Origin of the sequence: Flavobacterium gossypii (assembly GCF_014138495.1) — a bacterium.
In the GTDB taxonomy this organism is placed as follows: domain Bacteria; phylum Bacteroidota; class Bacteroidia; order Flavobacteriales; family Flavobacteriaceae; genus Flavobacterium; species Flavobacterium endophyticum.
Genome location: NZ_JACJIS010000001.1, coordinates 1,429,239 through 1,444,425, shown reverse-complemented (window position 1 = coordinate 1,444,425; position 15,187 = coordinate 1,429,239). Strand labels below are relative to the sequence as shown.

Here is a 15,187-nt window from a genome sequence, read left to right as displayed (position 1 = left end):
CTCTCTATGAAAAAAATAGCTCTTATCCTCTTGTTGCTATTTTCTGTATCGGTTGTGTTTTCACAAGAACAGAAAAAGCCAAAAGTAGGATTGGTTTTGAGTGGAGGAGGAGCAAAAGGGCTGGCCCACATCGGCGTCCTGAAAGTATTAGAAGAAGCCGGCGTAGAGATTTCCTATATTGGAGGAACAAGCATGGGTGCCATCATTGGCGGACTCTATGCTTCAGGATACAGCGCTGCACAAATTGATTCCATTTTCAAGACGACAGATTACGATGCCCTGATCCAAGATTATATCCCAAGATCGTCCAAGAACTTTTACGAAAAAAGAAACGACGAGCTCTATGCCCTGACATTGCCCTTCAAGAAGATGAAGATTGGCATCCCAAGAGCCCTGTCAAAAGGACTCTATAACTTCAACATGCTAAACAAGCTGACGCACAATGTAAGGCACATTCGTGATTTTAATCAGCTGCCGATTCCGTTTTTATGCATCGCTACCGATATTGAGACCGGCCAGCAAGTACTCCTAAACAAAGGATCGCTGCCTCAGGCCATGATTGCCAGCGCAGCGCTGCCATCGTTGTACATGCCTGTTGAAATTGACGGAAAATTATTGGTAGACGGAGGCGTGACAAACAACTATCCCATACTCGAAGTAAAAAACCTAGGCGCTGATATCATTATTGGAGTTGACGTACAAGACGATCTAAAAGACAGGGATGCGTTGACCGATGCCACGAAAATTCTGGTGCAGATCTCCAACATGCAGATGATCCAGAAAATGGACCGCAAGAAAAAAGCCACCGACATCTATATAAAGCCAGATATCAAGGGATTCAGTGTGATTTCTTTCTCCCAAGGAGTGCAGATCATAAAGACAGGAGAGGATGCCGCACGAAAAGTAATCGACCAGCTCGAAAAAATAGGCGACAAGGAGAATCCTGTTACCAAGCACAAGGTCATCGTGCAGAGCGACAGCCTTCAAGTCAGCGAAATCAAGACGCCCCAGCTTGAAAATTTTACCCGTACCTATGTCCTCGGAAAGCTTGGGTTCAAAGCCGGAACCAAGATCAGCTATGCAGATTTGGACAAAGGAATCAATACCCTCAGCGCGACCCAGAACTTTAGCGGCATAGGCTACTCGTTTTCAAAGTCTGCCTCAGGAAATGATGTCTTGACCATGACGCTGGTAGAAAACCCGATCAAGACCTACTTAAAATTCGGATTGCATTATGACGGCCTATACAAAAGCGCCATTTTGCTGAACCTGACCCAGAAAAAGCTGCTGTTCAAGAACGACATCATTTCGGTCGATGCCGGACTAGGAGACAATTTCAGGTACTATTTAGACTATTACATCGATAACGGCTTCTATTGGAGTTTCGGGATCAAATCCAGATACAATACCTTCAACCGAAATGTCCTCACGGATTTCAACAATGGAGAGCTGCTCAACCTATTCGGACTGAGTTCCATCAATATTGATTACTCCGACTTTTCGAATCAGGTCTATTTCCAGACCGTTTTCGCCCAAAAATTCCTGATCGGCGGAGGTGCAGAATACAAGCATTTAAAGATCAAGACCAAAACATTTGAAACGACCGATCCTATCTTAGAAGACAGCGATTATGTAAGCCTTATTGCCTATGTAAAATACGATTCGTTTGATAAGAAATACTTCCCGAAAAACGGATTCCTATTCTGTGGTGACTTCCAGACCTTTCTGTATTCTTCCGATTATACCAAAGAATACCAGAATTTCAGCATCCTTAAAGGAGAAATGGCCTTTTCTAAGACTTTCTTCAACAAGTTTACGTTAAACCTTCAGTCAGAAGCCGGTTTTACTGTCGGCGAACAGACTGTTCCGTTTTTTGATTTCGTATTAGGAGGCTACGGTTATAACATGATCAATAACTTCAGGCATTTTTACGGTTATGACTTCGTAAGCCTTTCCGGAAACAGCTACATCAAAGGAGCCGTAGGCGTAGATTATGAAATATTTCGAAAAAACCACTTGAACTTCATGGCAAACTATGCCAACATCGGAAGCAAGATTTTTGATAGCGACGAATGGATCGAACGTCCGGCCTATTCCGGATATTCTTTCGGCTACGGCCTAGAAACCATCATCGGACCCGTAGAAATCAAGCACTCTTGGTCGCCCGAAACAAGAGACCACCATACTTGGTTCAGCGTAGGATTCTGGTTTTAAGGAATTCATCCTAAAAAAATATATACGATTATTTATGTGTTAATTATTCCATAAAAAAACTATATTTGGAACCACTAAACACTTAAATAATCAATTTATGTCTATTTGGAGAAGAAAATCATTAACCCAGCTTTTAGAAGAATCATCTGAATCTGAAAAAGGATTAAAGAAAACCTTAACCGCTCCGGGATTAGTAGCTTTAGGAATTGGAGCAATTATTGGAGCCGGATTATTTTCAATAACGGGTCTTGCCGCATCAGTAAATGCGGGACCTGCGATTACTATTTCTTTCTTAGTAGCTGCATTTGGTTGTGTTTTTGCTGGTTTGTGTTATGCAGAATTTTCTTCAATGATACCAGTAGCCGGAAGTGCCTATACCTATTCTTTCGCAACAATGGGCGAATTTGTAGCATGGATTATTGGTTGGGATTTGGTTTTGGAATATGCTGTTGGAGCCGCGACGGTTTCAATTAGCTGGTCCAGATATCTGGGGAAATTTTTAAGCGGTTATGGAATCCACATTGACGATGCTTATATGCTTTCGCCTTTTGAAGGAGGTATCATAAACGTCCCAGCCGTATTGATTGTGATGATAATGTCGCTAATCTTGATTCGAGGCACTAAAGAATCCGCATTTGTAAACGGAATTATAGTATTATTGAAAGTTAGTGTTGTATTGATTTTTATTGCCGTTGGATGGCAATACATACGACCAGAAAACTACACACCTTATATTCCTAAAAACACAGGAACCTTTGGAGAATTTGGTTTCTCCGGAATAATCAGGGCAGCAGCTATCGTGTTCTTTGCCTATATTGGTTTTGACGCTGTTTCTACGGCAGCCCAAGAAGCTAAAAACCCAAAAAGAGACATGCCAATCGGAATATTACTGTCTTTGGCTATCTGTACCATCCTATATGTTCTTTTTGCACACGTAATGACAGGAGTCGTAAACTATCAAGCATTTGCTGGAAAAGACGGAATCGCTCCAGTGGCAATTGCAGTAGAAGCGATGGGGACAGCTGGGCCAGATGGAATGATAACGCCAGCCTATCCTTGGTTGAATAATGCAATTCTGCTAGCTATATTAGGAGGCTACGCTTCCGTAATCCTTGTGATGCTTATGGGACAAAGCCGTGTGTTTTTCTCTATGAGTAAAGACGGATTGATGCCAAAAGTATTCTCAGAAGTACATTCAAAATTCAGAACGCCAGCAAAAAACAATTTATTGTTTATGGTAATCGTAAGCCTTTTTGCCGCTTTCGTGCCTGCTAGAGTCGTGGGAGAAATGACGAGTATCGGAACATTATTTGCATTTATTCTTGTATGTATTGGCGTATTGATCATGCGTAAAAAAATGCCAGATGCACCAAGAGCATTCAGAACGCCTTTAGTTCCTTTTGTGCCGATTGCAGGAGTGTTGGTTTGCTTGTTCATGATGGTATTCTTGCCGTTAGATACATGGATCCGACTAATCGTTTGGATGATGATTGGTTTTGACCTCTATCTGTTCTACGGAATGAAAAATAGTATACTAAACAAAGGGAACTTTAGCCTAGATAGTTTTAAAGTAGTTGCAGGGTCAGGATTAGGAATGGTTGCAGCCCTAGTAATAGTGGCCATTATCCACCATATGGATCCGAATATAAATGATAACTTCTTGTTCTATTTCTCATTGATCTTTGCAGCAATTCATGCATTGATTTATCTGTACAGTTACAAGAAAGGGAGATAGGCTTATGTTAAAATAGAACAAAGGCGCTGCTGATAAATTTTACAATCAGTAGCGCCTTTTTCCTTTTTATAAATATTTCACAAGAAATAAGGTGAAAAAATTAATTTTTCCGATATTTGTGACTATGAATACAAGTTGGAAAGATTTATTGTCGCATCTGAAGTTCCTCATCAAGAGGAACCCAGAATGAGTTTTTGGATGCTGCTATCAGAAATCTAAAATCATAATTTCATAAATCTAATAATTATGCCACTATATCATAAATTGGGCAATTTTCCCCAAAAGCGACATACGCAGTTTGAAAAGCCAGACGGCGGGCTCTACTATGAGCAGCTCTTTGGAACAGAAGGCTTTCATGGGCATTCGTCGCTGCTATACCATGTCCACAGGCCGACACAGGTAAAAGAAATCAAGGCATCCTACTCCGTTGAGCCAAAAATTGCCATCGGAAAGAACATAAAATCCCTGCTGTTTAAAGGTTTCGAATTAAAACCGCAAGAAGACTTTTTGGACAGCCGAAAAGCCATGCTTGTTAACAGAGACTGCACCATAGGCTTGGCGGCACCGCAGAAATCATTACGAGATTATTTCTATAAAAATGCCGATGCCGATGAGATGATTTTCATCCACAAAGGAAAAGGAACGCTCCGTACCATGATGGGAAATATCCCTTTTGAGTATGGCGACTACCTGATCATTCCAAGAGGAATCATCTACCAGATTGATTTTGAAACCTCTGAAAATCGTCTGTTTTATGTAGAATCCTTTGCGCCGTTTTATACGCCAAAAAGATACAAGAACCAATCGGGTCAGCATCTGGAGCACTCTCCATTCTGCGAAAGAGATTTCAAACTGCCGACAGAATTAGAAACACATGATGAAAAAGGAGACTTCCTGATCAAGATCAAAAAAGAAGGAATGATTCATGAAGTAGTCTATGCTACCCATCCGTTTGATGTGATAGGTTGGGACGGCTATAATTTCCCGTATGCCTTCAGTATCCATAACTTTGAGCCGATAACAGGACGCGTGCACCAGCCGCCTCCGGTTCATCAGACATTTGAGACTTCAACCTTTGTCGTATGTTCTTTCTGTCCGAGGCTGTACGATTATCATCCAAAAGCAATCCCGGCACCTTACAACCATAGCAACATCGACAGCGATGAGGTTTTGTATTATGTAGATGGCGATTTCATGAGCAGGAACAATATCGAGCAAGGACATATCACATTGCATCCAAAAGGCATTCCTCACGGACCTGCACCTGGTGCGATGGAAAGAAGTATCGGAAAGACAGTAACCGAAGAATTAGCCGTAATGGTCGATACGTTCCGTCCGTTGATGGTAACCGAAGAAGCGATGGGATTGGACGATGGCCAATACTATAAATCTTGGGTAGAATAATAAAAAAACAAACAAAAACAACTAACGATAACCCTGTCAGGGTCAGAGACCCTGACAGGGTTGAAAAAATATACAAAATGAGCAAAGAAGTAAAATCAGTAGAATACGGATTAGAAAAAATATTTGAAGGAGCTCAAGATTTCCTTCCGCTATTAGGAACAGACTATGTAGAATTTTATGTAGGTAACGCAAAACAAGCCGCACATTTCTACAAAACAGCATTTGGCTACCAATCATTGGCGTATGCCGGATTAGAAACGGGAGTGCGCGACAGAGCATCTTATGTTTTGAAACAAGATAAAATCCGTTTGGTGTTGACCACGCCTTTAAATGCAGATTCTCCAATCAATGACCATTTGAAAAAACACGGTGACGGAGTAAAAGTTGCTGCCCTTTGGGTGGAAGACGCAAGAAGCGCTTTCGAAGAAACAACCAAAAGAGGTGCTAGACCTTTTATGGAGCCAACAGTTGAAAAAGACGAATTTGGAGAAGTAGTTCGTTCTGGAATTTACACTTATGGTGAAACAGTCCACATTTTTGTGGAAAGAAAAAACTACACTGGAGTTTTCTTGCCAGGGTATAAAGAATGGAAATCCGACTACAATCCAGAACCGACTGGCTTGAAATATATCGACCACATGGTTGGAAATGTAGGCTGGGGCGAAATGAATACTTGGGTAAAATGGTACGAAGACGTAATGGGATTCGTGAATTTCCTTTCTTTCGACGACAAGCAGATCAATACAGAATATTCCGCTTTGATGAGTAAAGTAATGTCAAACGGTAACGGAAGAATCAAATTCCCAATTAACGAACCTGCTGAAGGAAAGAAAAAATCACAGATTGAAGAATATTTGGAATTCTACGGCGGGCCTGGTATCCAGCACGTGGCTATCGCTACAGACGATATCATCAAGACCGTTTCCCAATTAAAAGCGCGTGGAGTTGAATTTTTATCAGCACCGCCAAGAGCCTATTACGAAGCTATTCCTGAAAGATTAGGAGAGCACATGAAAATGATGAAGGAAGATTTGGGCGAAATCGAAAAATTAGCAATTATGGTAGATGCCGATGAAGAAGGCTACCTGTTGCAGATTTTTACGAAGCCAGTTCAAGACCGTCCGACATTGTTTTTTGAAATTATCCAAAGAATGGGCGCCCGTGGATTTGGAGCTGGAAACTTCAAGGCCCTTTTTGAGTCTATCGAAAGAGAGCAAGAAAAGAGAGGAACGCTATAAAACAACCTGATTTTCTGAGAATAATGTAAAATACAACCTTTCAAAAAGCTATTTTTTGCTAATATTGTGTTAAAGTTAATTTTTTAGTTGTAATAATGCAATTAATGCATACCTTTGCACCCGCAAAAAGAGAGGGAGTGGTTTCCTTCGATTTTTATGTAAATTTTTCATAATTTATAGTTTTTTGGTTGGTTAATAGCATAAAAACTCAGTCATATCTTTGACTGGGTTTTTTTGTTTTAATACTTTTGGAATAGAAATTGTATTTAACAGTTGGAAGAACATATAAAATCAAATTATGAAAAAGATTATAATACTATTGTTAATTGCAACTGCGAGCCTTCAGGCACAAGAGAAAGCTTTTGATGTCGGCGAATGGTTCAAATTCAGGATACATTATGGTTTGGTCAATGCGGGTTATGCCACGCTAGAAATCAAAGAAGCCACCAAAAACGGGAAAAAAGTCTTCCATGCCGTCGGAAACGGATACACCACAGGAATGACAAAATTTTTCTTCAAGGTCAATGACGACTATCAAAGCTTTTTCGATAAGAAAACAGGACAGCCATACCAGTTTCTCAGAAAAATCAATGAAGGGGGCTACACGAAAAACCAAGAAGGGTTTTTCAATCAGTCTGCTAATAATGTCCTAGTAAAAGATTATAAGAAAAATACCGAAAAGACGATTTCTGTACCAGAGAATGTGCAGGATATCGTTTCCTCATTCTATTATCTGAGAAATCATCCTACTATCGACAAGCTGAAACCTGGTGAGTCGATTTCTATTGATATGTTTTTTGACGACGAAACCACAAAGTTTAAGTTAAAATTTATGGGACGAGAAGTTTTAAAAACTAAATTTGGAAAAGTAAATGCGATGATATTTAGGCCTTATGTGCAAGCTGGACGCGTTTTTAAAGAAGAAGAAAGCTTAACAGTTTGGATATCAGATGATGAGAATAGAGTTCCTTTGAGGATTAAGGCGAGTTTGGCAGTAGGTTCACTAAAAGCCGACCTTGAAGGATATAAAGGATTGATACATCCTTTTAAAATTATAGCAGAATAAAAAAGATGGAGATAAACCCCAATATCAAAGATCAGCTAGATCAACTAGAAGAAAAATTTCAGGCAATAAATCAGAAAACCGAAACGCACCTTGAAGGACTGCTTTGGTCAAAACCCATAACTTATTGGGATTATATTCAGACAGACGCCTTATTAAATTTACAGATCCAAAGAACAACATTGCCCGATGAAATGGTTTTTATCATGTACCATCAGGTAAACGAGCTGTTATTCAAAATGATCTTGTGGGAAATGGACCAGTTGTGCCATACTCCAAAACCCAAAACGACCTATTTTACTGAAAAACTGATGCGTATCAGCCGCTATTTCGATATGCTGACTACGTCATTCGATATTATGGGTGATGGGATGGAAATCGAACAGTATATGAAATTCAGGAATACCTTGACGCCAGCCAGCGGTTTCCAAAGCGCACAATACCGATTGATTGAGTTTTGTTCTACAGACTTGATCAACCTTATCGATTACCGTTTCCGAAAAACAATCGACAGGAATACGCCGTATGAGCATGCTTTGGAACATCTCTATTGGCAAGCTGCAGGAAAAGACTATCATACAGGCGAAAAATCATACTTGCTTAAAGAATTTGAGAGAAAATACAAGCCTCAGTTTTTAAGCTACATGGAAGAATACAATACAATAAATGTCTGGCAGAAATTCAAAGAATTGCCAGAAGAAGACCAAAAAGACGAAGCATTGATAAAAGCCATGCGTCATTATGACCATACGGTCAATATTACCTGGGTAATGCAGCATCTAAATACGGCAAAAAAATATATTGACGGAAGCGGCAAAGGTGACGGAGAAGCCACCGGCGGAAGCGATTGGAAAAAATACATGCATCCAAAATACCAAAGAAGGATATTTTTTCCTGAATTATGGTCTCCAGAAGAACTAGCATCTTGGGGAGAAGAAAAAAACGTCTAATAGATTTAAAGAATACGATTTGAAATACGCTGTTTTAACCCTACTATTGCTATTCACCCTGATTTCCTGCAACGACAAAGAGGAAAAGAACGACAAAGAAAATAAGACCGAAGTTCCTGTAAAAGAACCCATTGTTGTTGAGTTTGGCTTTACGCTGAATGATTTTCAAGTAGTTAACGATACTGTCAAAAACGGAGATACTTTCGGAACATTGATGGACAAGCATGATTTGGGAAAATACAAAGTACACGAAATAACAGAAAAAGCTAAAGATTCTTTTAATTTTAGAGACATCCGCGCAGGAAGGCCTTATACCATCTTAAAATCTAAAAAGGCACCCAATACCGTTCAGGTTTTTATCTACCAGCCAGACAATATCCACTACAATGTGATTGACTTGAGAGATTCGATAGTCGCGTATAGAAATAAAAAACCAATTACCATAAAACGAAGAACGATTGCGACAGAAATTGAAGGCTCGTTATCAGAAACCTTAAGTAAAGCTGGAGTCGATGCTTCTCTGGCACAAAATCTGGCTGATATTTACGCCTATTCAGTCGATTTTTTCAAAATTCAGAAAGGTGACAAATTTGCCGTTACTTTTAATGAAAAATACATCAGCGATACAATTTATGCCGGAGTAGAAAGCCTCGAAGCCTCTTTTTTCGAATACAAAGGCAAGAAAATCTATGCGTTTCCTTTCAAGCAAGATACTACCGCAAAAAAAGTAAACTATTATGACGAAGAAGGGAAAGTGCTCAAGACGATGTTCTTGAAAGCCCCTTTGAAGTTTGGATTCAGGATTTCTTCAAAATTCTCAACAAGAAGATTCCATCCCGTACAACAGCGATTCAAAGCGCATAACGGAACCGATTATGCCGCGCCATCAGGAACTCCGATTATTACGACGGCAAATGGAGTCGTAGAAAAAACTGGATATACAGCCGGAAACGGAAACTTTGTAAAAGTAAAGCACAACGGAACCTATTCGACCCAATACCTTCACATGTCTAAGATTCTTGTCCGCAGAGGACAAAGAGTTTCCCAAGGCGATGTCATCGGAAAAGTAGGAAGCACAGGTCTTGCAACCGGACCGCACGTTTGCTATCGCTTTTGGAAAAACGGCGTACAAGTTGATGCCTTGAAGCAGAAGCTGCCAAATTCCATTCCAATGGATGCCAAGTATAAGCCAAGGTTTATAGCCGAAATGACGCCTCTGAAAAAAGAATTGGACAGTATTGCTACAATTAAATTCAAAAAATAAATCATATTGCCTAAATTTGAGCCTTCAATAAAGACTACTCAATTTAATTTTCAATACAATGGCTTTAGGTAAAACCAATCCGTCAGGAACAGTTGCTTGGCAAAAATTGCGCGAACATTTTACTACGATGCAATACGCCTCGATGCAGGAAATGTTTGCCAATGACAGTTCCAGAGCTGCAAAATTTAATCTTCAATGGAATGATTTTCTGGTAGATTATTCTAAAAATATTATAACCGAAGAAACAATAAGCCTGCTTTTGTCGCTTGCCGAAGAAGTAAATCTAAAAGAAGCAATCGCAAAATATTTTGAAGGCGACATCATCAATGAAACCGAAAACAGAGCCGTTCTTCATACCGCTTTAAGAGCTCCAGAGTCTTCCGTAGTTTTAGTAGATGGGCAGAATGTCATTCCTGAAGTCTATGAGGTAAAAGAGAAGATCAAGGCGTTTTCACAGGAAATCATTAATGGAGAAAGAAAAGGATTCACAGGAAAAGCCTTTACAGATGTCGTAAACATCGGAATTGGAGGCTCAGACCTTGGTCCGGCAATGGCTGTAGAAGCTTTGCAATTTTATAAAAATCACCTGAATGTTCATTTTATTTCGAATGTAGACGGCGATCACGTAAATGAAAAAATCAAAAACCTCAACCCTGAAACAACGCTTTTTGTAGTAGTTTCAAAAACATTTACGACGCAAGAAACACTTTCCAATTCAGAAACCGTAAGAAAATGGTTTTTGAAATCGGCAAAACAAGAAGACGTTGCCAAACATTTTGTGGCGGTTTCTACCAATATTCAAAAAGTAACCGAATTCGGAATCAATCCTGACAACGTTTTCCCAATGTGGGACTGGGTTGGCGGAAGATTCTCGCTATGGAGCGCAGTAGGTTTGTCAATCAGTCTAGCGGTCGGTTTTGACAATTTCAATAAATTATTGAAAGGCGCTAACGAAATGGACGAACATTTCAAGACGGCCGAATTCAATACAAATATTCCAGTCGTTTTAGCATTGTTAAGCGTGTGGTACAACAATTTCTTCGGGGCAGAAAGCGAAGCCTTGATTCCGTATACACAATATCTTCAAAAATTGGCTCCTTATTTACAACAAGGAATCATGGAAAGCAACGGAAAAAGTGTAGGAAGAGATGGCAATCCAGTAAATTATCAAACAGGAACGATTATTTGGGGCGAGCCGGGAACAAACTCTCAGCATGCGTTTTTCCAATTAATCCACCAAGGCACAAAATTGATTCCTACTGATTTCATCGGTTTTGTGAAGCCTTTGTATGGCGATGAAGACCATCACAACAAGCTGATGTCTAATTTCTTTGCCCAGACGGAAGCTTTGCTGAATGGAAAAACAGAAGATCAGGTACGAGCTGAATTTACAAAAGTAAATGTTTCTTCCGGAACAGCTGACTTCCTGACGCCTTTCAAGATTTTTCAAGGAAACAAGCCGACAAATACATTGTTAATCCAAAAACTGACTCCAGAAACTCTAGGCTCATTGATTTCTTTATACGAGCACAAGATTTTTGTGCAAGGCGTTATCTGGAATATTTTCAGTTATGACCAATGGGGAGTAGAATTAGGAAAACAGTTGGCCAATTCAATCCTTGAAGAAATTAATTCGGGTGTCGTAAAAGCACATGACAGTTCTACAACTTTATTATTGCGTTACTTTTTAGATAAACAGTAATTGTCAAAATATAAATTAAAAAGCCCTTATTTAAAGGGCTTTTTTTATGTTTCCTGTTTCTAATGTTAAGAATACTTTTTGATTTTATAATAATAATCTAACATCAAAAAATAATTGTTAACAGACCTTTGTCGAAAATTCTAACCAACTAGTAAAATGAAGGATCTAAAACAATTCATGCTGTCTTTACTGCTGATTTTTTCAGTATCAACAGCATTTTCACAGACAAAAATTACAGGAACAATCGTCGATTCTGAAATGAACGGCTCGTTGCCTGCAGCGAACGTTACTGTCAAAGGGACAGGAGAAGGAGCTTCAACAGACATTGACGGTAAATTCAGCATAAGTACGTCAAAAACACAAGGAGAAGTCGTTATAACCTTTGTAGGATATACTACAAAAACAATTTCCTTTTCTGCTACATCATCACAAACGGTCGACTTGGGAACAATTACCCTAGAATCTGATTCTAGCCAATTAGACGAAGTCGTGATTGTTGGTAGAGGTATCATTGACTTAGCAAAAGACAGAAAGACTCCAATTGCAGTTTCCACACTTACATCTTCTGAAATTCAAGAAAAAGTGGGTTCTTCAGATATTACGCAGACGATGGTAAATACGCCATCTGTTTACGTAGCCGGACAAGCGGGAGGTTTTGGAGATTCTAGAGTCTCTGTCAGAGGTTTTGCACAAGATAACACGGCCTTTTTATTAAACGGTCAGCCAATCAATGGAATGGAAGACGGCTTGATGTATTGGTCAAACTGGTCAGGTATGGCCGATATCGCTAACGGAATTCAAATCCAGAGAGGTCTTGGATCATCAAAATTGGCGATTTCTTCTGTAGGAGGAACAGTAAACTTTATCACTAAAGCTACTTCTAAAAGAGAAGGTGGTTTTATTTCTGCTGGCGTGGCAAACAATGACTACCTGAAGACAACGGCAGCCTACAATACAGGAATGATAAATAACAAATTTGGTGTCAGTGTAATGTTGACCCATTGGCAAGGTGACGGTTATAATGACGGAACTAGAGGAGAAGGCCAAAACTATTTCATCTCATTCGGATACAAGCCAGCTGAAAAGCACAACCTTAACTTCTTGATTACAGGTGCTCCTCAAAAGCACGACCAAAATTTCACAAAAAGACTTTCAGATTACCAGACATACGGCAGAAAATACAACAATAACTGGGGGTCTCTGAACGGCAAATACCAATCAGAAAGAACGAATTTTTACCATAAGCCGGTTGCCAACCTGAATTGGGATTGGGAAATGAGTGACAAATCAGAATTGTCTACAGTTCTATATGCTTCATGGGGACGTGGAGGAGGAACTGGAAATTATGGCGCATCTGCAATTAGAACCAATGGTTTGATTGATTTTGACGCTATCAGAGACAGAAACGCTGCTGTAGGAGATGGAGTAATGGGAGATAACAAATCGTATCTTATCCGTTCTTCAATGAATAACCATAATTGGTATGGGCTTGTTTCTAATTTCAAGCACCAGTTGAGCGAAAACCTTGTTTTTAATGTAGGTGCCGATTTAAGGACGTATTACGGAACGCACTACCGTCAAGTAGAAAATTTCTTAGGCTTAAATAACTGGACAGAAAGCAGGACTTTAAGAGATGGCTCTAATCAGCCAGTCGGAAGCCCAGTTTTTAATACAGTTACAGAATCTCAGAACGTACATGCTTGGGGCGCTACTTTCAATACGATTGGAGAAAACCAAAGAATTGATTATGACAACAGCGAAAGAATTTCTTACGGTGGAGTTTTCGGACAAATCGAATATTCTAACGACTTGTTTTCTGGATTTTTTCAAGGAGCCATCTCAAACCAGTCCCACCAAAGATTTGACAGATATGATTATTTAAGAGAATTTAAAGATTCAGAAAAAGTCAATAACACTGGATATAATGTTAAGGCAGGAGGTAGCTTTAATATTAACGACCAAAATTCGGTCTACGTAAATGCAGGCTACTATTCTCGCCAGCCTTATCATGACAATATCTACCTGAACTTTACAAACCAAGTAAATCCATTAACTGAAAATGAGAAAATCTTAGGACTTGAAGCAGGATATAGCTTTAAGAGTACTTACTTCACGGCCAATGTGAATGGTTATAGAACTTCGTGGAAAGACAGGGTTAAGACGACTTCAAGAATCGCGGCGGCAGACGAAGTAATCAACGGAAACCCTGTATCGGCTGGAACAGAAATCTTTTCTACCAATGAAGGAGTGGAGCAGTTGCATACAGGAATCGAGTTTGATTTTGTGGCAAAACCATTGTCTAACTTAGATTTGAGAGGTTTTGTTTCTGCAGGAAATTGGGAATACAAAGGCAATGTTGTTACAACAGTAAGAGATCAAGATAGAAACGTCTTGAATGTTACAGAAGCGGATGTTGATGGCGGAAAAGTAGGAGATGCAGCTCAATTTTCAGCTGGTGCTGGATTTAAATTTACAGTTGTTGAAAGACTGTCTATTGATGCAGATTACAGATTTTACGATAAAATCTATTCTAATGTTGGAGCTGTAAAAGACAACCTTGAACTTCCTTCTTATGGTGTTGTCGATGCGGGCTTGACTTACAAAATGCTGGTAGGAAAAGATAAATCGAAATCTGTAAACTTCAGGCTTAATGTAGACAATTTATTGCATACCATTTATATCTCAGAATTGAGAACAAATATCAAGGTTACAGATAGAGTAAATCCTAGCAGTTCTACAGATTTCTCTACGTACCAATCTTCCGGAAAAGTATATGATGGAATCGCAGATGCCAACCAAGGATATTTCGGCCTAGGCAGAACTTGGAACTTTACGATTCGTTATAATTTTTAGTTTGTGTGTAGTTAGTTGAAAAAGCCTCTCATTTGAGAGGCTTTTTTTATTCTTCGGTATTATTTTCTGGTGTCTCTTTATTTCCTTTAAGGAATTTAACCACCAAAGGAATGGTCGTTGCCGCTACGATAATAAGAATGATGATTTCGATATGCTTTTTCAAGTCGATATCAAATTTGCTCAAGAATAAGCCATACAGATAATGTCCAGCCATGATCAAGCTGAATGCCCAAAGAAAAGAGCTTAAGATATTATAAAACATAAAACGTTTCTTGTCCATTTGTACGATACCCGCAATAATAGGAGCAAAAGTCCTTAATACAGGCATAAAACGCGCAATGATGATCGCTTTTCCGCCATATTTTTCGAAAAACACGCGTGACTGCTCAAGGTATTTTTTCTTGAACCAGAAGCTGTCTTCTTTTTTATATAAGTACCAGCCGCTTTTGGCGCCAAACCAATAGCCGACAGTATTTCCGATAATTCCAGAAAGAGCGACCAGAGTGGACAGCAGGGCCACATTCCCAAAATCATTTTCAATAAACACTAGATTCTCGATGAGTTCCCGGCTGTAAATTCCGGCTAAAAACAAAAGGCTATCACCTGGGAGGAAAAATCCGGCAAACAATCCAGTTTCTGCAAAAACAATAAAAAGCACAACATACAGTCCAATGCTAACGCCTCCAAGTTCCATGGCTATGTAGAATTCGGGGTTAATGAGCTGTTTCCAATCAAAATTATCCATTTGAAAATTTAGTTAAGTA

General features: G+C 39.4%; 10 protein-coding genes. 9 read left to right on the top strand and 1 reads right to left on the bottom strand.

The annotated features are described in order from the left end of the window. The first annotated feature begins 6 nt into the window (after window positions 1–6). The 9 genes from GGR22_RS06680 to GGR22_RS06640 all read left to right on the top strand — a co-directional run bounded on the left by GGR22_RS06680 (window position 7) and on the right by GGR22_RS06640 (window position 14,423). Complete coding sequence (locus GGR22_RS06680) at window positions 7–2,214, top strand: patatin-like phospholipase family protein (RefSeq protein ID WP_121375576.1); 2,208 nt, start codon at window positions 7–9, stop codon at window positions 2,212–2,214. Window positions 2,215–2,311: 97 nt separating this feature from the next. Continuing rightward, window positions 2,312–3,949 (top strand): amino acid permease, encoded by a 1,638-nt coding sequence (locus tag GGR22_RS06675; RefSeq protein ID WP_121375575.1) that lies wholly within the window; start codon window positions 2,312–2,314, stop codon window positions 3,947–3,949. Between the two features lie 246 nt (window positions 3,950–4,195). Next, a complete protein-coding gene (locus GGR22_RS06670; RefSeq protein ID WP_182493020.1) occupies window positions 4,196–5,353 on the top strand; it encodes a homogentisate 1,2-dioxygenase in 1,158 nt (385 codons plus the stop codon). A 77-nt stretch (window positions 5,354–5,430) separates the two neighbouring features. Next, on the top strand, window positions 5,431–6,591 hold the full coding sequence (gene hppD / locus GGR22_RS06665) for a 4-hydroxyphenylpyruvate dioxygenase (RefSeq protein ID WP_121375573.1): 1,161 nt from the start codon (window positions 5,431–5,433) through the stop codon (window positions 6,589–6,591). Window positions 6,592–6,889: 298 nt separating this feature from the next. Beyond that, window positions 6,890–7,657, top strand: a complete 768-nt coding sequence (locus GGR22_RS06660; protein WP_121375572.1) for a DUF3108 domain-containing protein — start codon at window positions 6,890–6,892, stop codon at window positions 7,655–7,657. Window positions 7,658–7,662: 5 nt separating this feature from the next. After that, complete coding sequence (locus tag GGR22_RS06655) at window positions 7,663–8,604, top strand: tryptophan 2,3-dioxygenase family protein (RefSeq protein WP_182493019.1); 942 nt, start codon at window positions 7,663–7,665, stop codon at window positions 8,602–8,604. 19 nt (window positions 8,605–8,623) lie between these two features. After that, window positions 8,624–9,868, top strand: coding sequence for a M23 family metallopeptidase (locus tag GGR22_RS06650; protein WP_121375570.1), 1,245 nt, complete (start codon window positions 8,624–8,626; stop codon window positions 9,866–9,868). A 58-nt stretch (window positions 9,869–9,926) separates the two neighbouring features. Then, entirely contained in the window at window positions 9,927–11,570 is a 1,644-nt protein-coding gene (gene pgi, locus GGR22_RS06645; protein ID WP_182493018.1) for a glucose-6-phosphate isomerase, read from the top strand. Between the two features lie 156 nt (window positions 11,571–11,726). Beyond that, window positions 11,727–14,423, top strand: coding sequence for a TonB-dependent receptor (locus GGR22_RS06640; RefSeq protein WP_182493017.1), 2,697 nt, complete (start codon window positions 11,727–11,729; stop codon window positions 14,421–14,423). A 46-nt stretch (window positions 14,424–14,469) separates the two neighbouring features. On the opposite strand, the gene GGR22_RS06635 is transcribed toward GGR22_RS06640, so the two are convergent. After that, window positions 14,470–15,168 (bottom strand): DedA family protein, encoded by a 699-nt coding sequence (locus GGR22_RS06635; protein ID WP_182493016.1) that lies wholly within the window; start codon window positions 15,166–15,168, stop codon window positions 14,470–14,472. Window positions 15,169–15,187: the final 19 nt, after the last annotated feature.